20 protein-coding genes and 1 pseudogene are annotated in these 23,564 nt (G+C 62.6%); 9 read left to right on the top strand and 12 right to left on the bottom strand.

Translation table 11 applies throughout. The features are described from left to right. Positions 1 to 13: 13 nt before the first annotated feature. From C0058_RS33340 to C0058_RS27015, 3 genes and pseudogenes are all read right to left on the bottom strand, one after another. A pseudogene (locus tag C0058_RS33340) lies at positions 14 to 295 on the bottom strand (PAS domain-containing protein); the annotation flags it as partial. A 107-nt stretch (positions 296 to 402) separates the two neighbouring features. Then, the gene (locus C0058_RS27020) at positions 403 to 1,194 is read right to left on the bottom strand and encodes a transporter substrate-binding domain-containing protein (protein WP_008434195.1); all 792 of its coding nucleotides are present in this window, start codon (positions 1,192 to 1,194) and stop codon (positions 403 to 405) included. Positions 1,195 to 1,363: 169 nt separating this feature from the next. After that, positions 1,364 to 1,606: a hypothetical protein gene (locus tag C0058_RS27015; RefSeq protein WP_003216247.1), complete on the bottom strand. Its 243-nt coding sequence runs from the start codon at positions 1,604 to 1,606 to the stop codon at positions 1,364 to 1,366. 214 nt (positions 1,607 to 1,820) lie between these two features. Here C0058_RS27015 and C0058_RS27010 point away from each other — a divergent pair, with 214 nt between their 5' ends. From C0058_RS27010 to C0058_RS26995, 4 genes are read left to right on the top strand one after another with little or no spacing between them, the layout of a single operon-like run. Beyond that, positions 1,821 to 2,987: an efflux RND transporter periplasmic adaptor subunit gene (locus tag C0058_RS27010; protein WP_102369880.1), complete on the top strand. Its 1,167-nt coding sequence runs from the start codon at positions 1,821 to 1,823 to the stop codon at positions 2,985 to 2,987. Further along, the gene (locus tag C0058_RS27005; protein ID WP_008434191.1) at positions 2,984 to 6,079 is read left to right on the top strand and encodes a multidrug efflux RND transporter permease subunit; all 3,096 of its coding nucleotides are present in this window, start codon (positions 2,984 to 2,986) and stop codon (positions 6,077 to 6,079) included. Before C0058_RS27010 ends, C0058_RS27005 begins: the two co-directional genes overlap by 4 nt. 31 nt (positions 6,080 to 6,110) lie before the next feature. Further along, a complete protein-coding gene (locus tag C0058_RS27000; RefSeq protein ID WP_003216255.1) occupies positions 6,111 to 6,788 on the top strand; it encodes a heavy metal response regulator transcription factor in 678 nt (225 codons plus the stop codon). Continuing rightward, positions 6,778 to 8,142, top strand: a complete 1,365-nt coding sequence (locus C0058_RS26995) for a heavy metal sensor histidine kinase (protein WP_102369879.1) — start codon at positions 6,778 to 6,780, stop codon at positions 8,140 to 8,142. Before C0058_RS27000 ends, C0058_RS26995 begins: the two co-directional genes overlap by 11 nt. A gap of 12 nt (positions 8,143 to 8,154) precedes the next feature. Here C0058_RS26995 and C0058_RS26990 read toward each other — a convergent pair whose 3' ends face one another. Beyond that, positions 8,155 to 9,123 (bottom strand): LysR family transcriptional regulator, encoded by a 969-nt coding sequence (locus C0058_RS26990; protein WP_003216257.1) that lies wholly within the window; start codon positions 9,121 to 9,123, stop codon positions 8,155 to 8,157. Between the two features lie 182 nt (positions 9,124 to 9,305). Here C0058_RS26990 and C0058_RS26985 point away from each other — a divergent pair, with 182 nt between their 5' ends. Genes C0058_RS26985 through C0058_RS26970 form a run of 4 tightly spaced genes read left to right on the top strand, consistent with a single transcriptional unit; the run spans position 9,306 to position 14,072 of the window. Further along, the gene (locus C0058_RS26985) at positions 9,306 to 10,817 is read left to right on the top strand and encodes an efflux transporter outer membrane subunit (RefSeq protein ID WP_032899258.1); all 1,512 of its coding nucleotides are present in this window, start codon (positions 9,306 to 9,308) and stop codon (positions 10,815 to 10,817) included. Between the two features lie 10 nt (positions 10,818 to 10,827). Further along, positions 10,828 to 13,011, top strand: coding sequence for an FUSC family protein (locus C0058_RS26980; protein ID WP_003216260.1), 2,184 nt, complete (start codon positions 10,828 to 10,830; stop codon positions 13,009 to 13,011). Further along, complete coding sequence (locus C0058_RS26975) at positions 13,001 to 13,201, top strand: DUF1656 domain-containing protein (RefSeq protein ID WP_003216262.1); 201 nt, start codon at positions 13,001 to 13,003, stop codon at positions 13,199 to 13,201. Before C0058_RS26980 ends, C0058_RS26975 begins: the two co-directional genes overlap by 11 nt. A gap of 10 nt (positions 13,202 to 13,211) precedes the next feature. Continuing rightward, positions 13,212 to 14,072: an HlyD family secretion protein gene (locus C0058_RS26970; RefSeq protein WP_087692839.1), complete on the top strand. Its 861-nt coding sequence runs from the start codon at positions 13,212 to 13,214 to the stop codon at positions 14,070 to 14,072. A gap of 102 nt (positions 14,073 to 14,174) precedes the next feature. On the opposite strand, the gene C0058_RS26965 is transcribed toward C0058_RS26970, so the two are convergent. Together C0058_RS26965 and C0058_RS26960 are read right to left on the bottom strand one after the other, a co-directional pair. Next, positions 14,175 to 14,573, bottom strand: coding sequence for a hypothetical protein (locus C0058_RS26965; RefSeq protein WP_008434185.1), 399 nt, complete (start codon positions 14,571 to 14,573; stop codon positions 14,175 to 14,177). After that, on the bottom strand, positions 14,570 to 15,760 hold the full coding sequence (locus C0058_RS26960; RefSeq protein ID WP_087692838.1) for an MFS transporter: 1,191 nt from the start codon (positions 15,758 to 15,760) through the stop codon (positions 14,570 to 14,572). Before C0058_RS26960 ends, C0058_RS26965 begins: the two co-directional genes overlap by 4 nt. A gap of 111 nt (positions 15,761 to 15,871) precedes the next feature. On the opposite strand from C0058_RS26960, the gene C0058_RS26955 reads away from it, so the two are divergent. Further along, on the top strand, positions 15,872 to 16,735 hold the full coding sequence (locus C0058_RS26955; protein ID WP_003216270.1) for a LysR family transcriptional regulator: 864 nt from the start codon (positions 15,872 to 15,874) through the stop codon (positions 16,733 to 16,735). A gap of 161 nt (positions 16,736 to 16,896) precedes the next feature. On the opposite strand, the gene C0058_RS26950 is transcribed toward C0058_RS26955, so the two are convergent. From C0058_RS26950 to C0058_RS26925, 6 genes are all read right to left on the bottom strand, one after another. Continuing rightward, complete coding sequence (locus C0058_RS26950; RefSeq protein ID WP_102369878.1) at positions 16,897 to 17,709, bottom strand: SDR family oxidoreductase; 813 nt, start codon at positions 17,707 to 17,709, stop codon at positions 16,897 to 16,899. 20 nt (positions 17,710 to 17,729) lie between these two features. Further along, the gene (locus C0058_RS26945) at positions 17,730 to 18,194 is read right to left on the bottom strand and encodes a hypothetical protein (RefSeq protein ID WP_003216273.1); all 465 of its coding nucleotides are present in this window, start codon (positions 18,192 to 18,194) and stop codon (positions 17,730 to 17,732) included. A 154-nt stretch (positions 18,195 to 18,348) separates the two neighbouring features. Beyond that, entirely contained in the window at positions 18,349 to 19,800 is a 1,452-nt protein-coding gene (locus C0058_RS26940) for a mannose-1-phosphate guanylyltransferase/mannose-6-phosphate isomerase (RefSeq protein ID WP_003216275.1), read from the bottom strand. Between the two features lie 149 nt (positions 19,801 to 19,949). Continuing rightward, complete coding sequence (locus C0058_RS26935; RefSeq protein ID WP_008434181.1) at positions 19,950 to 20,597, bottom strand: alginate O-acetyltransferase AlgF; 648 nt, start codon at positions 20,595 to 20,597, stop codon at positions 19,950 to 19,952. A gap of 16 nt (positions 20,598 to 20,613) precedes the next feature. Next, positions 20,614 to 21,801 carry an alginate O-acetyltransferase gene (locus tag C0058_RS26930; protein WP_102369877.1) on the bottom strand — a complete coding sequence of 396 codons (1,188 nt, stop codon included), beginning with the start codon at positions 21,799 to 21,801 and terminating at the stop codon, positions 20,614 to 20,616. A gap of 11 nt (positions 21,802 to 21,812) precedes the next feature. Then, positions 21,813 to 23,378 (bottom strand): MBOAT family protein, encoded by a 1,566-nt coding sequence (locus tag C0058_RS26925; RefSeq protein ID WP_008434176.1) that lies wholly within the window; start codon positions 23,376 to 23,378, stop codon positions 21,813 to 21,815. Positions 23,379 to 23,564: the final 186 nt, after the last annotated feature.

Below are 23,564 nucleotides of genomic sequence, written 5' to 3'. Positions count from 1 at the left end.
CATAGGCACTGACCCAATAGTGATCGCCGTTCTTGCAGCGATTTTTCACCATACCCATCCACGAGCGACCGCTTTTCAATACCTGCCACATGTGTGCAAACGCCGCGGGCGGCATGTCCGGGTGACGCAGCAGGTTGTGCGGCGTGCCCAGCAACTCCTCGCGGGTGTAGCCGCTGATATCGATGAAGTCCTGGTTGGCGTAGGTAATTGCGCTGGTCAGGTCGGTGGTCGAGAGGATATTGGCGTCGGGGGCAAAATCCACATTTCGACCGGTGACCGGCAGATTGATCTTCATGGAAAAGCGCGCTCGTGATTGTTGGAGGAGTCGGCAGGGCGTCGACTCTAAGCGCACCGGTTGGGCAAATACTGATCCAGCTCATGTTCCGCGCAATTAATTGGCCATTACGGTCTGGAGAGCGGCGCGTCCAGCCGGTAGGGCTCGATGATGCGTTGGTATTCGCCGCTCTGCTTCAGTTGCTCGAGGGCGTGATTGAGGGCGCTGCGCAAAGCGGTGTCGGGCTTGCGCAGTGCGATCGCCACGCCGTTACCCAGCAGTTCGGTGGAGACGTGAGGGCCGAGGAAGTCGAAAACCTGACCATCAGCGGTGTCGAGCAGCGCCTCACGGATTTCCACGGTGCCTTGCAATGTTGCATCGATGTCGCCTGCCAGCAGGCTGCGGATCAGCTCGTCATTGCGCCAGAATGCCTTGACGATGACCCCCTTGGGCGCCCACTTCGACAGGGCGAAGGCTTCGCGGTTGCTGCCCACCAGAACGCCCACGCGCTTGCCCTTCAGTGACCGTGGGGTCGGCTTCAACCCCGATGTCTTGCGGGCCACCAGGCGCGTGGTGATCGGATAAAGGTTATCGGTGAAATTCACCCGCTGGCGCCGTTTCAGTGTAGGGGCCATGCCCATGATCGCGTCGAATTGCCTGGCTTCAAGGGCGGGGAAGTTTTCCACAAGGACCTGGTCGACCCAGGTACACCGCACATTGAGCTGTATGCATAAGGCATTGCCCAGCTCGATGTTCAGCCCTGCAAGCTGGCCATGTTGATTGCGGCTTTGGAAGGGTGGAAATTGCGCAGCAACGGCGAAACGAATTTCATGCCGTGGTTGACCGCTGGCCGCAGTGGTGGAGAAAACGCTGGCCATCAGCGACAACAACAGCACGACACAGGTGCGTATCAGAACCACAGGGGACGTCCTTTTCCAGAAAACCAGCTTTACCACGTCCAGCCCCGAGCGAAAGAGTCGGGGCAAGCGGGTGTCATGCAAGCTTTCAAGAATTGGCCGCAGGCCTACAAGGCGAAACGTCAGTAACTGTTGTAGGCATAAATCTCCATTACGGAGGATTTATTACCGGTCAGCGCTTGCCCATCGAGCGACGGGTGCCGGGAGGCGCCATGCCCGGGCTCTTGGTGTGGCCGTTCTTGGCGCCGTTTTTGTACCACGGCTGGCTGGCGTTTTTCGCCCCGGCCAGTTCGCCCGGCTTGAACGGAAACTTGAACGCCGGGATCTCGGCCTTGGTTTCGCCTTCGACGCTGTCAGGGTTGGCCTGTTGGTCGATGTCGACCGCTTCAACAGCGGGTTGTGTCGGGGAATTCATGGTGGCTCCGGGGAGTACTGAAAATGACGCGGGCCCGACTTGCAGGCCACACCGCCGCGCAGTATACCTGCGCGCCTTGGATCTTTAACCACTGCTCGTACGAATGGTCGGACTTTACTGACGGCGCTGTCAGTTAGCAGTCACTTTGCTGACCGGGTTGGCGGGCTATAAAGAACCTACATTCTTCCGATCCTTTGCCCTGGCGCCTCACCCCATGCACATTCAACGAAAACCGGCCTTGATCGTGGGCGTCCTTGTGGTACTGGCCGTGGTTGCCTGGGTGATGACCCGCCCGGCCAAGACCAAACTGACCGCATCGTCGGCGATCCCGGTGCGGGTGATCAGCGTCAAACAGCAGGACATCCCGCGGTTTGTCAGCGGCATCGGCTCGGTGCTGTCGTTGCACAGTGTGGTGATTCGCCCGCAGATCGACGGCATCCTTACCAAATTGCTGGTCAAGGAAGGTCAACTGGTGAAGGCCGGTGACCTGCTGGCCACCATTGATGACCGCTCGATCCGCGCCAGCCTGGACCAGGCCAAGGCGCAACTCGGGGAAAGCCAGGCGCAACTGCAAGTCGCGCTGGTCAACCTCAAGCGCTACAAGGAACTGAGCATCGACGACGGCGTGTCCAAGCAGACCTATGACCAGCAACAAGCCCTGGTCAACCAGCTCAAGGCCACGGCCCAAGGCAACCAGGCCGCGATTGATTCGGCCCAGGTGCAGCTTTCCTACACCCAGATTCGCTCGCCGGTTACCGGTCGCGTCGGGATTCGCACGGTGGATGAAGGCAACTTCCTGCGCATGAGCGACACCCAGGGCTTGTTCTCCGTGACCCAGATCGACCCGATTGCCGTCGAGTTCTCCCTGCCGCAACAGATGCTGCCGACCCTGCAAGGCCTGATCGCCGCGCAACTGCCCGCCGACGTCAACGCCTACATGGGCGCCGACACCGACGGCCAGACCGGCGACCTGCTGGGGGAGGGCCGCCTGAGCCTGATCGACAACCAGATCAGCGGCACCACCGGCACCATCCGCGCCAAGGCCGAGTTCAGCAACGGCGCACAGAAACTCTGGCCGGGGCAGTTGGTGACGATCCGCATCCAGACCGCCCTGCACAAAAATGCCCTGGTGGTGCCGCCTACCGTGGTGCAACGCGGCCTGGATTCGCACTTCGTGTACCGGCTCAAGGGTGACAAGGTTGAGGTGGTGCCGGTGCAGGTGCTGTACCAGAACAGCGACATGAACATCCTCCAGGGTGTGCAGGCCGGCGATGTGCTGGTCAGCGACGGCCAGTCCCGGCTCAAGGCGGGCGCCCAGGTCGATGTGCTCAAGGAGCCGCCGCAGGTGATCCAGACCGTTGATGCCAAGGTGCAGCCATGAGCGGCAGTCGTTCGCCGTCGGCCTGGTGCGTCGACCACCCGGTCGCCACCTTGCTGCTGACCTTCGCTTTGGTATTGCTCGGGATGATTGCCTTTCCACGCCTGGCCATCGCCCCACTGCCGGAAGCGGAATTTCCGACGATCCAGGTCAGCGCCACGCTGCCCGGCGCCAGCCCGGACACCATGGCCTCATCCGTGGCAACGCCGCTGGAGGTGCAATTCAGCGCCATCCCCGGCATGACCCAGATGACTTCCAGCAGCGCCTTGGGCTCCAGCCTGCTGACCCTGCAATTCACCCTCACCAAGAGCATCGACACCGCCGCCCAGGAAGTGCAGGCGGCGATCAACACCGCGTCCGGCAAACTGCCCAGCGACATGCCGAGCCTGCCGACCTGGAAGAAGGTCAACCCGGCGGACAGCCCGGTGCTGATCCTCAGCGTCAGCTCCGACAGCATGCCCAGCACCGAGCTGAGCGACTACGTGGAAACCCTGCTGGCCCGGCAGATCAGCCAGATCGACGGGGTCGGCCAGATCAACATTACCGGCCAGCAACGCCCGGCCATCCGGGTGCAGGCGTCGGCCGATAAACTCGCGGCCATCGGCCTGACCCTGGCGGACGTGCGCCTGGCGATCCAGCAATCGAGCCTGAACCTGGCCAAGGGCGCGATCTACGGCGAAAACAGCGTGTCGACCCTCTCGACCAACGACCAGTTGTTCCACCCCGAGGATTACGCCCAACTGATCGTGTCCTACAAGGACGGGGCACCTGTACAGCTGCGGGATATCGCCAAAGTCATCAACGGCTCGGAAAACGCCTACGTGCAGGCCTGGTCCGGCGACACGCCAGGGGTCAACCTGGTGATCTCCCGCCAGCCCGGCGCGAATATCGTCGAGACCGTGGACCGCATTCAAGCCGAACTGCCGCGCCTGCAAGCCATGCTGCCGGCCTCGGTGCAGGTCAGCGTGTTGACCGACCGCACCAAGACCATCCGCGCGTCCCTGCATGAAGTGGAAGTGACCCTGCTGATCGCCATCCTGCTGGTGGTGGCGGTGATGGCGCTGTTCCTGCGCCAGTTGTCGGCCACGTTGATCGTGTCCAGCGTGCTCGGTGTGTCGCTGGTAGCCAGTTTTGCCCTGATGTACCTGATGGGCTTCAGCCTGAACAACCTGACCCTGGTGGCGATCGTGATCGCCGTGGGGTTTGTGGTGGACGATGCGATCGTGGTGGTGGAGAACATTCACCGCCACCTGGAAGCGGGCCTCGACAAGCGCGAAGCCGCGATCAAGGGCGCGGGTGAAATCGGTTTTACCGTGGTCTCCATCAGCTTCTCACTGGTGGCGGCGTTTATCCCGCTGCTGTTCATGGGCGGTGTCGTGGGACGGTTGTTCAAGGAGTTTGCACTGACAGCCACCTCGACCATCCTGATTTCGGTGGTGGTCTCGCTGACCCTGGCACCGACCCTGGCCGCATTGTTCATGCGCGCACCAACCCATCATGCCCACGACAAACCCGGTTTCAGCGAACGCCTGCTGGCCGGCTATGCGCGCAATCTGCGCCGCGCCCTGGCCCATCAACGCACCATGGCCGCGATCTTCATGGTGACCCTGGCCCTGGCCGTGGTCGGCTACGTGTTTATCCCCAAGGGTTTCTTTCCGGTACAAGACACCGGCTTCGTCCTCGGCACCAGCGAAGCGGCGGCCGACGTGTCGTTCCCGGACATGGTCGCCAAGCACAAGGCTATCGCCGAGATCGTCAAGGATGACCCGGCGGTGGAAGCGTTCTCCCACTCGGTGGGTGTGACCGGCAGCAACCAGACCATCGCCAACGGCCGGTTCTGGATTGCCTTGAAAGATCGCGGGGATCGCGACGTGTCGGCCAGCCAGTTTATCGACCGGATCCGCCCGAAACTGGCGAAAGTGCCGGGCATCGTCCTGTACCTGCGGGCCGGCCAGGACATCAACTTGAGCTCCGGCCCCAGCCGCGCCCAGTACCAGTACGTGCTCAAGAGCAATGACGGCCCGACCCTGAATACCTGGACCCAGCGCCTCACCGAAAAACTGCGGGCCAACCCGGCGTTCCGCGACCTGTCCAACGACTTGCAGCTGGGCGGCAGCATCACCCACATCAGCATCGACCGTCAGGCCGCCGCGCGGTTTGGCCTCACCGCCACCGATGTGGACCAGGCACTGTACGACGCCTTCGGCCAGCGCCAGATCAACGAATTCCAGACCGAGATCAACCAGTACCAGGTGGTGCTGGAACTGGACACCCAGCAACGCGGCAAGGCCGAAAGCCTGAACTACTTCTACCTGCGCTCGCCGCTGACCAACGAGATGGTGCCGCTGTCGGCGGTGGCCAAGGTCGATCCGCCTACCGTAGGGCCATTGTCCATCAGCCATGACGGCATGTTCCCGGCGGCCAACCTGTCGTTCAACCTGGCACCCGGCGTCGCGTTGGGCGATGCGGTGATCCTGCTCAACCAGGCGAAGAATGAAATCGGCATGCCGACCACTATCATCGGCAACTTCCAGGGCGCGGCCCAGGCGTTCCAGAGTTCATTGGCCAGCCAGCCCTGGCTGATCCTCGCGGCACTGGTGGCGGTCTACATTATCCTGGGTGTGCTGTACGAGAGCTTCGTGCACCCGCTGACGATCATCTCCACCTTGCCATCGGCGGGGTTGGGGGCGCTGATCATGTTGTCACTGATGGGCCAGGACTTTTCGATCATGGCGTTGATCGGCCTGGTGCTGCTGATCGGGATCGTGAAGAAGAACGGTATCCTGATGATCGACTTCGCCCTGGACGCCCAGCGCGTACGCGGCCTGCCGCCCGAGGAAGCGATTTATGAGGCGTGTGTCACGCGGTTCCGGCCGATCATCATGACCACCCTGGCTGCCCTGCTGGGTGCGGTGCCGCTGATGCTGGGCTCCGGCCCCGGCGCGGAAATGCGCCAGCCGCTGGGTATCGCTGTGGTGGGCGGGTTGCTGGTGAGCCAGGCGCTGACGCTGTTCACCACACCGGTCATATACTTGTACCTCGAGAAGTTTTTCCACAGACCCAAACCAGCTCCCCAGCTGGCAATCACACACTGAGGCTGAGGCCCCGTCCTGGAACAAAAGGCTCATGCGTGTACTGATTATTGAAGACGAAGAAAAAACCGCCGACTACCTGCACCGCGGCCTGACGGAGCAAGGCTATACCGTCGACGTCGCCCGTGAAGGCGTCGAAGGGTTGCACCTGGCCCTGGAGAACGATTACGCGGTCATCGTGCTCGACGTGATGCTGCCCGGCCTGGATGGCTTTGGTGTATTGCGCGCGCTGCGGGCGCGCAAGCAGACGCCGGTGATCATGCTCACCGCCCGCGAGCGCGTGGAAGACCGTATTCGCGGCCTGCGCGAAGGCGCGGATGATTACCTCGGCAAGCCGTTCTCGTTCCTCGAACTGGTGGCGCGCCTGCAAGCGCTGACCCGTCGCAGCGGCGGGCATGAGCCGGTGCAGGTGACCATCGCCGACCTGTGGATCGACCTGATCAGCCGCAAGGCCAGTCGCAACGGCGTTCGCCTGGACCTGACCGCCAAGGAGTTCTCGCTGCTCAGCGTATTGGCCCGGCGCCAGGGTGAAATCCTGTCCAAGACCTCGATTGCGGAAATGGTCTGGGACATCAATTTCGACAGTGACGCCAATGTGGTGGAAGTAGCGATCAAGCGCCTGCGGGCCAAGCTCGACGGGCCGTTCGAACAGAAACTGCTGCACACCATCCGTGGCATGGGGTACGTGCTGGAGAACCGCAGTGTCGGCTAACTCCATCGCCCTGCGCCTGAGCGGCATGTTCACCCTGGTGGCGCTGCTGATCTTCCTGTTGATCGGCGGCGCGCTGTACCAGCAGGTGGACAAAGGCCTGGGCCTGCTGCCCGGGGCCGAGCTGGATGCGCGCTACAGCGTGCTGGAGTCTTCGGTCAATCGCTTCGGTACGCCGGACCATTGGGCGAAGATCACCGCCAAGCTCAAGTTGTTGGGAGAGGAAGACAAGCGCATTCGCTTCTGGGTGGTGAGCAGCGACCCGACCTACGAATACGGCAACCCGGACGCGCAGATTCGCGCGTTCGCCGCCGGCCCGACCGGCAAGCGCGACTTGCGCCTGCCGGGCCATGCCTACCCGTTCAAAGTATTGGTCAGCCAGTTTCCAGCCAAGGAGCAGCGCCCGCCGCTGCGTTTCCTGATCGCGGTCGACACCGAGAACTTCCGCGCCACCCAGCATCAACTGCTGGTGGCGCTGATCGGCCTGGCGTTTGTCGGCGTGCTGCTGGCCTCGCTGCTGGGGTTCTGGGTGGCGCGCATCGGTCTCAAGCCGCTGATCAAGCTGTCGGACGAGGCGCAGAAACTTGCACCGCCGAAACTCTCCGGGCGCCTGCAATTGTCGCCATTGCCGCCGGAGCTGAAGCAGTTCGTCAACTCCTTCAACTCGACCCTCGACCGGGTGGAGCAGGCCTATTCGCGCCTGGAGTCATTCAACGCCGATGTGGCCCATGAACTGCGCTCGCCGCTGACCAACCTGATCGGCCAGACCCAGGTGGCACTGACCCGTGGGCGTTCGGCCGAGCATTATTTCGAGGTGCTGCAATCGAACCTCGAAGAGCTGGAACGGCTGCGCTCGATCATCAATGACATGCTGTTCCTGGCCAGTGCAGACCAGGGCAGCAAGGCCACCAAGCTGATCACCAGTTCGCTGGCGGATGAAGTGGCGACCACCCTGGATTACCTGGACTTTATCCTCGAGGACGCCCAGGTGCAGGTGCGTGTGACCGGCGATGCCCAGGTGCAGATCGAGAAGGCGCACTTGCGCCGGGCGTTGATCAACCTGTTGAGCAATGCGGTGCAGCATACGGCGCCTGGCCAGGTGATCGAGGTGAAGATCGAAGTGCTGGCGAATCACGTGGCGATCGGGGTGACCAACCCGGGCGATGAGATTGCCAGCGAGCATCTGCCCCGGTTGTTCGAGCGGTTCTATCGGGTGGACGCGTCCCGCAGCAATAGTGGGGCGAATCACGGGTTGGGACTGGCGATCGTCAAGGCGATCGCGTTGATGCACGGCGGAGATGTGTTTGTGCGCAGCGAGGGCGGCGGCAACACCTTTGGCATTACGCTGCCGGTGTAGCGCCTGCCCCCCTCAGTTACTCAGTCGTACCCCGCCCAAACTGCCACTTAGCTCATAGGCCGCCAGTTCCGCCTGATGCGCGGCCATGATTTCCGGCAGGGAACTGCGCAGGTATTCCACCCACGTCTTGATCTTCGCATCCAGGTATTGGCGCGACGGGTAGATGGCGTACAGGTTGAGCTCCTGGGAGCGGTAGTTGGGCATCACCCGCACCAGGGTGCCGTTGCGCAGCCCTTCTATCGCCGCATACACCGGCAACAGGCCAACGCCCATGCCGCTGGTGATCGCGGTCTTCATCGCATCGGCCGAGTTCACCAGGAACGGTGAGCTGTTGATCGCCACACTTTCCTGGCCTTCCGGGCCATTGAACGACCATTTATCCAGCTGAATCACCGGGCTGACCAGGCGCAGGCACGCGTGGTTGAGCAGGTCGCTGGGCCGTTGCGCGCAGCCGTTGGCCTTGACGTAGGCCGGCGAGGCACAGGCGATGCTGTAAGTTATCCCCAGGCGCTGCGAGACAAACCCCGAATCCGGCAACTCGCTGGCGAGCACGATGGACACGTCGTAACCCTCATCCAGCAGGTCCGGCACGCGGTTGGCCATGGTCAGGTCAAAGGTCACGTCCGGGTGGGTGCGGCGGTAGCGGGCAATCGCATCGATCACGAAGTGCTGGCCGATGCCGGTCATGGTGTGCACTTTCAGCTGCCCGGCGGGGCGGGCGTGGGCGTCGCTGGCTTCGGCTTCCGCTTCCTCGACATACGCCAGGATCTGCTCGCAACGCAGCAAATAGCGCTTGCCGGCCTCGGTCAGGGCGATGCGGCGGGTGGTGCGGTTGAGCAAACGGGTTTGCAGATGGGCCTCAAGGTTGGAGACCGCGCGCGAGACGTTGGCCGTGGTGGTATCCAGTTGCACGGCGGCGGCGGTGAAGCTGCCGGCTTCGGCCACACAACTGAAGGCGCGCATGTTTTGCAAGGTGTCCATTAAGGTGCTCTCAGGGGAGATGGCAAATTGTGACACGAAGTTGCAGGATCCAGTGATCCCTACGAACGGATTATCGCCTGAACGGTAACAAAGATTCACAAGAATCCCACCTTATCGCCATCCGGCCCGCCCCTTAGAATTGCGCCACCTTCCCCGCAACACCCTCTCAGGAATTCGCAGCAGTGCCGCGTCGCATCAGCAGAGAGCTGAAGACTCTCAGTGTTTGGGCCTTATCGTTAGCAATCAGCGGCTGCATCGGAACCGGAGGAATTGCCCCTCAAGGCCAGTCACTCGTCGCCAATTCATTGGCCACCGACGAGGCGATCAAAAGCGCTGCCCAGGACGCCCACTGGCCCACCGCGCAATGGTGGCAAGCCTACGGCGACCCGCAACTCAACCACTGGATCGACCTCGCCGTGCAAGGCAGCCCGAGCATGGCCATGGCCGCTGCACGTGTGCGTGAAGCCCGGGCCATGGCCGGGATCGCCGAGTCGGCCGAGTCGTTGCAGATCAATGGTGATGCCACGCTCAAGCGCCATAACTGGCCGAGCGACCAATTCTACGGCCCAGGCGCGCTGGACAATTCCACCACCTGGGACAACAACGCGTCCCTGGGCTTGAGCTATGCCCTCGACCTCTGGGGCCGCGAAAGCAATGCCACCGAGCGCGCCGTGGACATGGCCCACATGAGCGCCGCCGAAGCGCGCCAGGCGCAGCTCGAATTGCAGAACAACGTGGTGCGCGCCTATATCCAGCTGTCGTTGCACTTCGCCCAGCGCGATATTGTGGCCGCCACCCTGGCCCAGCAACAACAGATTCTCGACCTTGCGCAAAAGCGTTTGAATGGCGGGATCGGCACCCACTTTGAAGTCAGCCAGGCCGAGACGCCGCTGCCGGAAACCCATCGCCAACTGGACGCCCTGGATGAACAGATCGCCCTGAGTCGCAACCAGTTGGCCGCGCTGGCGGGCAAAGGGCCGGGGGCGGGCGCGCAGTTGCAGCGGCCCACCTTGTCCCTGGCCGCGCCGCTGAAACTGCCGTCGAGCTTGCCCGCCGAACTGCTCGGCCAGCGCCCGGACGTGGTCGCCAGCCGCTGGCAAGTGGCGGCCCAGGCCCGTGGCATTGATGTGGCCCACGCCGGTTTCTACCCCAACGTCGACCTGGTGGGCAGCCTCGGCTACGTCGCCACCGGCGGCGGAATGCTGAGTTTCCTGACCGGCAAGAAACTCAACTACACCGCCGGCCCTGCCATCAGCCTGCCGATCTTCGACGGTGGCCGCCTGCGCTCGCAACTGGGTGAAGCCAGCGCCGGCTACGACATCGCCGTCGCGCACTACAACCAGACCCTGGTCAACGCGCTCAAGGGCATCAGCGACCAGTTGATCCGCCGCGAGTCGATGGACAAGCAGCAAGCCTTCGCCGCCGAATCCGTGGCTTCGGCGCAGAAGACCTATGACATCGCGATGATCGCCTACCAGCGCGGCCTCACCGACTACCTCAACGTGCTGAATGCCCAAAGCCTGTTGTTCCGCCAACAGCAGGTGCAGCAGCAGGTCCAGGCTGCACGCCTGAGTGCCCACGCCGAACTGGTGACCGCGTTGGGCGGTGGCCTCGGTGCCGGCAGCGATGTGCCTCAGGACAGCCAGACCTTACCGAGCAAGACCCCGGCGGCCCTCGCCGTGTTTGATCACTGAGTAGGATGCGATGACTCCCTTGCCTGCACCGCTGCGCTGGTTGCACTCGCTTGAGTGGCGCCGCGGTTTCTTCGATTGGGCACGCAGTGATGGCGTGACCTGGGTCTATATCTTCAAGGTGCTGATCGCGGCCTTCCTGACGTTGTGGCTGGCCATGCGCCTGGAATTGCCGCAACCGCGTACCGCGATGATCACGGTGTTTATCGTGATGCAGCCGCAAAGCGGCCAGGTGTTCGCCAAGAGTTTCTACCGCTTCCTGGGCACCCTGGCGGGCTCGGCGGTGATGGTGTTCCTGATCGCGTTGTTTGCGCAGAACACTGAACTGTTCCTCGGTTCGCTGGCGATCTGGGTCGGCATCTGCACTGCTGGCGCGACCCGCAATCGCAACTTTCGCGCCTACGGTTTTGTGCTGGCCGGCTACACCGCGGCGATGGTTGGCTTGCCGGCCCTGGCCCATCCCGACGGCGCGTTTATGGCGGCGGTGTGGCGAGTCCTGGAAATCTCGTTGGGGATTGTCTGCTCCACGCTGGTCAGCGCCGCGATCCTGCCGCAAACCTCCAGCGCTGCGATGCGCAACGCCCTGTACCAGCGCTTCGGTGTGTTCGCGCTGTTCGTCACCGACGGCCTGCGCGGTCGCAGCGAGCGCGAAGGCTTTGAACGCAGCAACGTGCGCTTTATCGCCGAAGCCGTGGGCCTGGAAGGGCTGCGCAGCATCACCGTGTTCGAAGACCCGCACATGCGTCGGCGCAATGGCCGGCTGACGCGCTTGAACAGCGAGTTCATGGGCATCACCACGCGCTTCAACGCCTTGCACCAATTGCTCGAGCGCCTGCGCAGCCAGGAGGCCGATCACGTGGTGGCTGCCATCAAGCCGGGCCTGCAAGACCTGGCGGAACTGCTCGACGGTTTTTCCGGCCGTGCGCTCACCAGCCCCGATGCGGCGCGCCTGGCCAATCAGTTGAACGCCTACAAGGAAGGCCTGCCCGCCAAGGTGCGCAGCCTGCGCACCCGCTTCCAGGAAAGCGCCCCCAGCGACGCCGAACTGTTGGACTTTCACACCGCCTATGAGCTGCTGTACCGCTTCGTCGACGACTTGCACAACTACGCCCAGACCCACGCCTCCCTGGCGGATCACAGCCACGAGCGCGAACACTGGGACGAACCCTACACCCCCAAAACCAACTGGCTGGCCTGCGCCGCCTCGGGGATTCGCGCCTCGTTTATCCTGATCGTGCTCGGCAGTTACTGGGTGGCCACGGCCTGGCCCAGTGGCGCCACCATGACCCTGATCGCCGCGGCGACGGTGGGTTTGTCGGCCGCCACCCCCAACCCCAAGCGCATGGCCTTTCAAATGGCTTGCGGCACCTTGATCGGGGCGCTGGTGGGCTTTGTCGAAATGTTCTTCGTGTTCCCCTGGATCGACGGTTTCCCGTTGCTGTGCGTGATGCTCGCGCCGGTGATCATCTTCGGTTCGTTCCTGGCTTCGCGCCCGCAGTACGCGGGAGTCGGCGTCGGGTTGCTGATCTTCTTCAGCACTGGCTCGGTGCCGGACAACCTCACGATCTACAACCCCTATACCTTCATCAACGACTACATCGCCATGGTCATCGGCATGCTGGTGTGTGCGGCGGCGGGCGCGATCATCCTGCCGCCCAACAGCCGCTGGTTGTGGCGTCGGCTGGAGCAGGACTTGCGCGAGCAAGTGGTGTTCGCCATCAGCGGCAAACTCAAGGGCCTGGCGTCGGGTTTCGAAAGCCGCACCCGCGACCTGCTGCACCAGGCCTACGGCTTTGCCGCCGGGCAACCCCAGGTGCAACGCAACCTGCTGCGCTGGATGTTCGTGGTGCTGGAAGTCGGCCACGCGATCATCGAGTTGCGCAAGGAACAGGCGATCCTGCCGGTGCACCCGGCGTATGCCGAGTCCCAGCCGTGGCGCCAGGCGATCCGGGTGATGGGCCGTTCGCTGGTGCGGCTGTTCCTGCAACCCAGCGCCAGCAACCTGGAGCGCAGCCTGGTCGCCGTGGACCACGCGATCAGCCGCGTGCAGGCCACCGACGAACCCTTCGCCCCGCACTTCGACACCTCGGCCCTGCGCCGGGTGAAAAGCTACCTGCACTTTATCCGCACCTCATTGCTGGACCCGCAATCACCCCTGGCTGCCCTCAAGCCCGAAGGACCCGCCCATGCCTCGTGAAATCGCCTTCCACGGCGTCTACATGCCCACCATGACCCTGATGTTTCTGATCGCGGCGGGCCTGGCCTGGGCCCTCGACCGGTTTCTGGCCGGCTTTGACCTGTACCGTTTTTTCTGGCACCCGGCGCTGCTGCGCCTGAGCCTGTTCGCTTGCTTGTTCGGCGCCCTGGCGCTGACCGTCTACCGTTGAGAATGCCCCGATGAAAAAGTTTTTCAGCCTGCTCGCGACCTTGCTGGTACTGGCCCTGGCGATCTGGATTGGCCGCACGTTGTGGGTGCACTACATGGAAACTCCCTGGACCCGCGATGGCCGGGTGCGCGCCGACATCATCAACGTCGCCGCCGACGTCACCGGCGAAGTGGTCAACGTTCCGGTGCGTGACAACCAGTTGGTGAAAAAGGGTGACCTGCTGATGCAGATCGACCCTGAGCATTACCAGATTGCGGTCAAGCAGGCGCAATCCCTGGTGGCTTCCCGCAAGGCCACCTGGGAGATGCGCAAGGTCAACGCCCACCGCCGCGCCGACCTCGACGCCCTGGTGATCTCCAAGGAAAACCGCGACGACGCCAGTAACATCGCCGACTCGGCCCTGGCCGACTACCAACATGCCCTGGCCCAGCTTGAAGCGGCGCAACTGAACCTCAAGCGCACCCAGGTGGTGGCGGCGGTCGACGGCTACGTCACCAACCTCAACGTGCACCGCGGCGACTATGCGCGTATTGGCGAGGCGAAGATGGCGGTGGTGGATATGAACTCGTTCTGGGTGTACGGCTTCTTTGAAGAAACCAAGCTGCCCCACGTCAAAGTCGGGGACAAGGCCGACATGCAGTTGATGAGCGGCGAAACCCTCAAGGGCCACGTGGAAAGCATTTCGCGCGGCATCTACGACCGGGACAACCCGGAGAGCCGCGAGTTGATCGCCGATGTGAACCCGACGTTCAACTGGGTGCGCCTGGCCCAGCGGGTGCCGGTGCGGATTCATATCGATGAAGTGCCGGAAGGTGTGCTGTTGGCGGCGGGGATCACCTGCACCGTGATCGTCAATCAAACACAGAACTGAATGTGGGAGCGTGCTTGCTCGCGAAGGCAGTGTGTCAGTCAACGAAAATATCGACTGATCCACCGCATTCGCGAGCAAGCCCGCTCCCACATTTTTACCGTGTCAGGCCTGTAGAAACGTCTCGTGCAAGTGGCGCCACAGCAGGGCGCCACTGGCCTGCTTTTCAAACACCACGGTCGATCGCCGATCGGTTTGGGCACCGCTGCCATCCACCTGCTGTTCGCGATAACTTACCGTTGCGCCACGGGCGTGTCGGTCAATCCCGGCAAACTCGCTGAGGCTGATCCTGAACCCGGGCCGCTTGCCGCCAGCCTGGCTGAACAGCTGGTTGAGCAGTGCAAAATCCAGTTGTTTGCCCGCCGGGGTGATCATGGAAAAGTCCGGCGAAAAACGCCTCAGCAAAACCTCCAGTGTTCCCTCGGGGGCTGTGCCGGCAAACCATTGTTCGATTTCGACATGGGCCTGGATCACTTCATCAAAAAAATCGCGGTAGTCAATCATCGTGTGGGCTCGCTGGCAGGGTGAAGCAGTGTCCGTACCTTGGACGCATCCAGGCACAGTACGGCAAATAACGGAAACAGGGTCAACGCTGCGGCAATCGCGAAGGTGACGGTGAACGAGTCCAGCGCAGCCAGCACCCCACTGAGCACGGCGGCACCGAGGCAAAAACTCAATTGCCGATTGATGTTCCACAAGGCGCTGGCATGCCCCATGCGCTCGGCCGGAATGTCGAGAAAGGCCAGGGTTTGCGCGGTGCTGCTGCACAGGCTGCCGCCCAGGCCCATCAGGAGGTAGGCGAGCACCACGACAACCGGGTGCGGCTCGATCAGCAACAGGATGCCGAGGGCTTGCAGCAGCATGCCCGCCAGCAGCAGCGGCCTCGGCCCGCAGCGATTGAACAGTTTTTTGCTCAAGGCAATCGCCAGCCCCGAGGCCAGCGCCCACGGCAGCATCAGCGCGCCGATGAGGCTGGCGGTAAAGCCAAGACCGTGCAGATAAAGAATCGCCACCAGGCTGGTGCCGATAAACACCCCCGGGATGAACAGGTAAACCAGCATCGCGACCCGCAGCATCGGGCGGCGAGCCTGGCCCAATACGTGACCGAGCTCCAGCGCCGGGCGTGTGGACGCGGGCGTGTCTGCCACCAGCCAGCGCAAGGTCAGCATCACGGTGATCAGCGCCAGCGGCAGGTTGGCGAAAAAGATCCAGCGCCACGACACGCTGTCCACCACCAGGCCGCCCAATGCTGGCGACAACGCCGGAATCAGCAGCGCCACCAGCATGACCCTGGCTGTCAGTTGGCTGCGTTCTGCCGGCGGAAAATGCCGATAGGCCAAGGCTTGCCCCACCGGAATCAACAAGCCGCCACCCAAGCCCTGCAACAGGCGCCAGCCGATCAGCGCTTCAATCGAGGCGGCCTGGCCCACCAGCACCGAGGCTACGCCGAACAGCAACAGGCTGACGGCAATCAACCGGCGCTCACCCAACAGCGCCGCCAGCCAAACACTCAGGGGAATGACGACGGTCAGGCCGAGCATGTAGGCGTTGCCGATCCATGCCAGTTGCGTGACCGAGGCGTGCAACTCGCGGGCGATGTCCGGGTAAGCGATGGTGGCGACAAACATGTTCACCAGGTCGAGGGCGAAGCCCAGTAGAAAGATCCAGGTGACTTTCGAGCGGTAGGTCATTGCGCGGTTCCTGCTGTGGATGGCGGCAGGGTAGGCGGGTGCGGGCACTTGGGAAACAGCGGTTTGACTGTTAGTTTGTCAAAAATATTTTGACAAAGGATCGCGTGGCATATGGTCAGCCTGGACCGTTTCGACACCTTCAAGGCCGTGGTCGAGGCCGGATCGTTGACGGCAGCCGCTGATGTCCTCGGGCAGACGCGAGCGGTGGTGAGCTTCAACCTCAAGCGCCTGGAAGCCGAGCTGGGCGTGACCCTGCTGACCCGCAGTACTCGGCAACTGGCACTGACCGATGCGGGCGAACGCTTTTACCTGCGCTGCACGCGCATGCTGGAAGAAGCGCGCCTGGCGGTGGAAGAAGCCCGTTCGGAGCACAGCCAGCTCAAGGGCACATTGCGGATCACCACCACCGTCGAATACGGATTGGCGGTGGTGGTGCCGGCAGTGGAAACCTTTCGCGGCCTGCACCCGGAATTGAACATCCAGTTATCCACCTCCTCCAGCCACGCCGACCTGATCTCCGAGCGCTTCGATGTGGCTATTCGATTGGGGCGGATGCTCGACTCCAATCATCGGGCGGTGCAGCTGTCGAGCTACGAAATCCTCGCCGTGGCTGCACCGGGGTTTGCCGGGGTCGCCACGCTGGAAGAGCTGGAGCAACTGCCCAAGCTGGGGCACGGGCGGCTGACGGAGTTGACGGTGCTCGACCCGGCCGGCCATGAGCACCTGTACCGTCCAGGCCCCGGCAAGGCTTCACTGGTTGCCGACAGTGCCGCGATTCTCCAGGCGTTTGCCGTGCGCGGGCATGGCGTGGCGATCCTGCCCCAGTGGCTGGTGCAGGAAGACCTGGATGCGGGGCGTTTGGTGCGGTTGCTGCCGGGGTATCGATTTGCGCCGCAGGGGGTGTACGCGTTGTACCCGGATACCCGGCATTTGCCCCTGAAAGTGCGGGCCTTCATTGATTTCATGAAAGGCTGATCAGCCGAGAAACCGTGTGGCGAGGGAGCTTGCTCCCGCTGGGGGGCGAAGCACCCCTGAAAAGGTCAGCGCATTCTTTCAGGAAACTTGGATGGGTGGTTTTGGGGCTGCTGCGCAGCCCAGCGGGAGCAAGCTCCCTCGCCACGGGGAGGCGGGGGCTCTTAGAGCTGGCCGCTCAGGCCAAAGCGCTTTTTCAAGACAGTCTCCAGCAAGCCCTTGGGCAACAGCGCCGCCATCCACGGCAGTGCCCGGCAACCATTACCCGAGCGCAACAGGCGCGGCGGCGTGCCCTGTTGCACGGCCTTGAGCACGTCTGCCGCAAACTGGCTGGCGGGCGTAGGCCGATCCTGGGAGGCCTTGGCCCGGGCGCGGATGCTTTCGCGCAGTGGCCACCAGGGCGACTTTTCATTGATCAACAGTTCGGCCTGGGTGCCGGCGTTTTTTGCAAAACTTGTATCGATGGCGCCTGGCTGCACTTCCATCACCCGCACGCCGAACGGTGCGAGCTCCATGCGCAACGCATCACTCAAGGCATGCACTGCGGCTTTCGAGGCGCAATACGCACCGGCGAACGGTGTGACCAACACGCCGGACACGCTGCCGATATTCACCACCAACCCTTTACGGCGACGCAGGGCCGGGAACAGCGCCTGAGTCACGCCGACCACTGAGAATACGTTGGTCTCGAATTGCTGCTGCATCGCCTGGGTGCCGCCGTCGAGCAACGGACCCATGGCGCCATAGCCGGCGTTGTTGATCAGCACATCCAGCTCGCCGACCTGCCCGGCCAACTGCGCCAGTGCAGCGCTGTCGTTGACGTCCAGTTGCACCGCGTTAAAGCCGGCGCTGGCAAGTGCCGCCACATCCTCGCTGCGCCGGGCGCTGGCCCACACGTCAAAGCCGGCTTGCTTGAAGGCGTCCGCCAGGGCACGGCCAATGCCACTGGAGCACCCGGTGATCAGTACGTTGGGCATGGATCAGTCCTTTGTCGTTATCAGTCAGAGAAGCTGCCTTGCAAATGCTCGGCACGAAATTCCAGGGTTTGCGGGCGGTAGCCGGGGCGCAGCGGCGGCACTGGCAGGCAGTCTTCCCAGGTGGCGCCGGCCTGCAGTTCGCCGGGGCCGCGATAGCGCGGGGCAGCGTACACGTTGTCTGCCAGGTTGACCGTATCGCCCGGCGCATACGCGGCGATGCGCCAACGCAGTTCGGTCAGCGGTACGTTGTTGCCGTTGTTCAAGGTGAGCTTGAGCGGGCGGTCTGCGGGGCATTCTTTCGGCGCGTAGACGGTACGCAGTTCCAGGCGTGCCAATTGCTGGGCCTCGCGGTTGTCCAGCCACACCACCCATACCGCCACCAGGCCCAGGCCGACGGCGGCCGCGAGGGAAACCGGCAACGCCCTGGCGGGGTAGCGCAGCAAGAGGATCAGCCAGGTGATAATCAGCAAGACACCAAAGAACATGGCAACAACCTCGAAAACGGAACGGGCATCCTAACCAAGCGTAGGTGGAGTTGACCATCTTCGGGTTCCCCGGCCCCAAAGAAAAAGCCCCCGGCCCACCGGCTGCGGATAGGGGACGCAGTCGGTGGGGCGGGGGCTTGTTGTGCTGCTCTGTTTACTGCGCGATGGTTTTCACCGACACGCCACGCTCGATTGGCGTGGATCGACCGTAGATATCTTCAAAGCGTTCGATATCGTCTTCACCCAGGTAGCTGCCGGACTGCACCTCGATAATCTCCAATGGAATCTTGCCCGGGTTACGCAAACGGTGCACCGAGGCAATCGGGATGTAGGTGGACTGGTTTTCGGTGAGCAGGAACACGTTCTCGTCACAGGTGACTTCGGCGGTGCCGCTGACCACGATCCAGTGTTCTGCGCGGTGGTGGTGCATCTGCAACGACAGGCACGCGCCCGGTTTCACCGAGATGTGCTTGACCTGGAAGCGCCCGCCCATATCCACCGAGTCGTACGAGCCCCATGGACGGTACACCTCGCAGTGGTTCTGGGTTTCGCTGCGGCCCTGCTCGTTGAGGGTGTTGACCATCTGCTTGACGCCCTGGACCTTGTCCTTGTGGGCAATCATCATCGCGTCCTTGGTTTCCACCACCACGATGTTTTCCAGGCCAATCACCGACACCAGCTTGCCGTTGCCGTGGATCATGCAGTTCTTGCTGTCCTGGATCACCACGTCGCCCTTGCTGACGTTACCGTTGGCGTCTTTTTCATTCACGTCCCACAGCGATGCCCAGCAACCCACGTCGCTCCAGCCGGCAGTCAACGGCACCACGCAGGCCAGTTGGGTTTTTTCCATCACGGCGTAGTCGATGGAGTTGTCCGGGCAGCAGGCGAAGGTGGATTCGTCGATGTCGATGGTGTCGGCGGTTTGGTTGCTGCGTTCCAGGGTCAGCAGGCAGGTGTCGTAGATGTCCGGGTCGTGTTTTTTCAGCTCTTCGAGGAAGCGGCTGGCACGGAACAGGAACATGCCGCTGTTCCAGAAATAACCACCGCTCTTGACGAATTCGGCGGCGCGTTTTTCATCGGGTTTTTCCACGAACTGTTGCACGCGGCTGACGCCTTCGGGCAGCAGCGAATCGTTGGTCGACTTGATGTAGCCGTAGCCGGTCTCCGGACGGGTGGCCGGCACACCGAACAGCACCATTTCGCCACGCTCAGCCGCCACAGTGGCCAGGGCCAGGGCGCGTTGCAGGGCTTTCTGGTCATCCAGCACGTGGTCGGCGGGCAGCACCAGCATCAGTTCGTCGCGGCCTTCGTTGACCAGCATCATCGCCGTCAGGGCCACGGCTGGCGCGGTATTGCGGCCGAACGGCTCCATCAGGATGCGCTGGGTTTCCAGTTTGCGGGCAGCCAGTTGCTCGTTGACGATAAAGCGGTGGTCCTTGTTGCACACCACGATGGGCGCGTCCATGCCGTCGAACACCAGGCGCTCCAGGGTTTGCTGGAACAAGGTGTGCTCGCCGGTCAGGGCCAGGAACTGCTTGGGAAACTGTTTACGCGAAAGCGGCCAAAGACGTGAGCCGCTACCACCGGAAAGGATTACTGGGATCATGGTGTTTCTCCTTGAATCAAATTTGGTTAGAGCCTGTGGGAGCCGGGCTTGCCCGCGATGGCATCACCTCGGTGTACCTGATACACCGAGTTGTCCGTATCGCAGGCAAGCCAGCTCCCACAAGGGGCAGCGTCAATCTGAAAATCTAATCAGCGGGTCGACACAGGGCGTTTCACCCACACTGGCGACAGGTTGGCGCCGGTGCCGGTGACGTACAGCACTGCGGCCTCACCGCGTTCCAGAGCTACCGGCTTCACGTCGCCGACTTTTTTATCGCCTTCATACAGCGCCAGGCTGACCTTCACCGGGTTGATCTCGCGCTCGCCACGGCCCTTGGCGGCCACGGCCTGGACCACGTCGGTCTTGCCATCGGCGGTTTTCAGGGTCAGCGACTTGTCACTGAGGTTCTGCACGCGCACCAGGGATTTCTGCTTGTTCTTGAACGGCGGTTCTTCGATCAGTTGCGGTTGGCCGCTGCCGCTGCTGACCAGGGTGTAGTAGTGGTCGGCGGCGAGCTTGACCGGCAGGGTCTGGCTGCCGACCTTGGCGCTGTAGTCACCGCCCGGCATGAAGCTGAAGTCACTGCTGGCCAGCGGTGCAACCTCGTTGAGGTTGGTGCTGCCGACGGTGGCGCTGACTTCCTGGTTGCTGGCGTTGTACACCCGCACAAAGCTCGAGCCTTTTGGCGCGACGGGACCGTAGAGGGCGGCGTCGCCACCGGCGAAGGCGGACATCGAAACAACGCTCATGCCGGCGACGAGGGCAAAAGTCTTTGCGAGGTTAGTAGTGAAAGTCATGTGAGTTACCTCTCTTTCAGTTTTGCGCCCGGTCGGGCGTCTCGGAGTTCATGTTTTTAACGGTGGGGGTGTTGATAGCCATGTTCTGTTGGCGCATACCGGCTTGTTTGAGCTGCGCAACCCACTGCGGGTCGGCATCACCGATTTCGTTGTTCACAGGCAGATAACGCTCGGGAAACTCCCAGATCAGCACCTGTGGCGGGCTGTTCTTGAAGTCGTCGCTTTTCAGGTAGCTGAGCATCGGCAGGATCGGGCCGTGGCCGTCTTCGGAGTAGTTGATGACGTCGCTGCCCAGGGCTTGCTTCAGCGCTCCGACAAAGTTCCAGTTCGGGTTGGCGCTGTAGCTGGTGCCCACCAGGGCCACCGGGGTTTCACTGTCGGTGAACAGCGCATCGTCGCCTTTGGTTTCAGCCAGGTGCGTCACGCGTTTTTGCAGTGGCTCCTTGGGCGGCATCAGGTTTTCGAACAGCGGGTCCAGCGGCAGGAACAGGCGCAGGTCGCCCTTGTGTGGCTCGGTCTTCTCGGCTTCGGTGACAAAGCGTTGAGGCTCGCCGCTCAGGGGCGTTTTGTTGGCAATTGTCTTGGCCAATTCTTTGGCCGCCACTTCAGCGCCGTCCGGGGTCCAGTGGGTGTCGGTGCGCAGGAACACTTGCTGGCCGTGCAGCTTGGCCTGTTGCAGCGGGCCCATCAGGTCAGGGGCGACGATCTTGTCGGCGGCCATGCGGGCATGGAAGTCCTGGTACAGACCGGCGCGGATGCTCGCCGGCTGCACTTCACCCAGGTGTTCCGGGTACAGCCGCACCTTGGCCGGCACGATCGCCATCACCAGTTGGATACCCTGGGCCTTGAGCTTCTGGCGCACGCCTTCCACCAAGGCGTAGTTGCCTTGCAGGTTCTGGTCTTCGTTGACGATGGGGTTGAATTCCTCGTCGCTGTACAACCAGTGGTCGCGGCCAATCACCACGCCAGGGCGGCCTTCGTTGAACAGCTTGTAGTCCAGCGCTGCCCAGAGGTTGGTGCCCAGGCGCTTGATCGGGAACTGGTCGTCGTAGTGGGTCTCGACGGCCTTGGTCCAGCGGCCGTTGAGCACGGTGGCGTCGGCGTTGGTGCTGAAGCCCAGGAAACTGCGCATCGACCAGGCGCCCAACGCCAGCAGCACGGCGAGGAACAAGGCGATGTAGAGGACGCGTAATGAACGGGTCATGGTCGGCTCCCTCAGAACTGGAAGTAAAGGAACGGCGAGAAGCTCTGCGCCGAAAGTTTGAGAATCGACGCCACGAACAGCAGCAGTACTGCGGCGCGCATGGCGTAGCGTGGCCAGGTGGCGCTCCAGTAGGCCGGTTGCACGGTGGCCTCGGTGCCCACGGTGTAGCCGGGCTCATGGATGCTGCCCGGGTTGTCGCCCGGTACGGCCTTGATCAAGCCCGGTTGCGCAGTCGCCGGGCCATCGGCCTGGGTGTTCACCGCAGGCTTGGTTTTTTCCGGTGGGCGGTTGCTGTAGAAGTCCCGCAGGCCGAAGAACGCCAGGGTCGCGTACGCCACCACCAGGGTTGCCACTTGCAGGCCGGTGAGGCTGGCGCGGTTGAGTTCCGACAGCGACCACTCGCCGAAGCTGAACATCGCGCCGTACATACGGCCGGCGACGTGCAGGTTTTCCGAGCGGAAGATCACCCAGCCCATCACCACCAGCAGGAAGGTGAAGGCCCAGCGCACAACGTTGAAACTGCGCGGTGCGGTGTTGAGGCCGATGGCTTTTTCAATCGCCAGCCACATGCCGTGCCAGGCGCCCCACACGATGTAGGTGATGTTCGCACCGTGCCACAGGCCACCGAGGAGCATGGTCAGGAACAGGTTGCGGTAGGTGGTCAGCGTGCCTTTACGGTTGCCGCCCAGGGTGATGTACAGGTAGTCACGCAGCCAGGTGGACAGGCTGATATGCCAGCGCCGCCAGAACTCGGTGATCGACTGGCTGATGTACGGCTGCTTGAAGTTTTCCATGAAGCGAAAACCCATCATCAAGCCCAGGCCGATGGCCATGTCGCTGTAGCCGGAGAAGTCGAAGTACAGCTGCGCGGTGTACGCCAGTGCGCCGAGCCAGGCGTCACCCGTCGTAGGGTTTTGCAGGGCGAAGCAATGATCGGCGACCACCGCCAGGGTGTCGGCGATAAACACCTTCTTGATGAAACCCTGCATGAACCGCGTGCAGCCCTCGGAGAATTTATCGAGGGTGTGGGTGCGGTTGTTGAACTGGTCGGCCAGGTCGCGAAAGCGCAACACCGGGCCGGCAATCAGGTGCGGGAAGATCGCCACGAACGCCGCAAAGTCGATCAGGTTGCGGGTGGCCGGGGTGTCGCCGCGGTACACGTCGATGATGTAGCTGATGGACTCGAAGATGTAGAACGAGATCCCGATCGGCAACAGCACGTGGGTCAGGATGAAAGGCTCAAGGCCGGCCGACTTCATCATCAGGTTGATGCTGTCGACACCGAAGTTGGCGTACTTGAAGTAGCCGAGGATGCACAGATCGACCGCCACGCCCAGCAGCAGCCAGCGCTGGGCCGGCTTGGTGCGCACGCCTGCCGCACCGACCTTGAGGCCGATCCAGTAGTTCCACAGCGTCACGGCGGCGAACAGCGCCAGGAAGTCCACTCGCCACCAGGCGTAGAACACATAACTGGCAACCAGCAGCAGCAGATTGCGATAGCGTTGCCCGCTCAGGTAGTACAAGCCGAGGAAGATCGGCAAGAACAGGAACAGGAACACATTGGACGAGAAAACCATCCCGATCTCTCCATGTTTAACCAACAGTCAAGGGCCAACGGCCCCCCCAAACCCCCCACCGAAATGAGAGGGCTATGTGATCGTTCCCACGCTCTGCGTGGGAATGCCTCACTGGACGCTCTGCGTCCGCTTTTGGGACGCGGAGCGTCCCTGGCTGCATTCCCACGCGGAGCGTGGGAACGATCA

Source organism: Pseudomonas sp. NC02 (genome assembly GCF_002874965.1).
GTDB lineage: Bacteria > Pseudomonadota > Gammaproteobacteria > Pseudomonadales > Pseudomonadaceae > Aquipseudomonas.
Note: the sequence above shows the minus strand (reverse complement) of the source record. Positions and strands in the feature narration are given on the sequence as shown.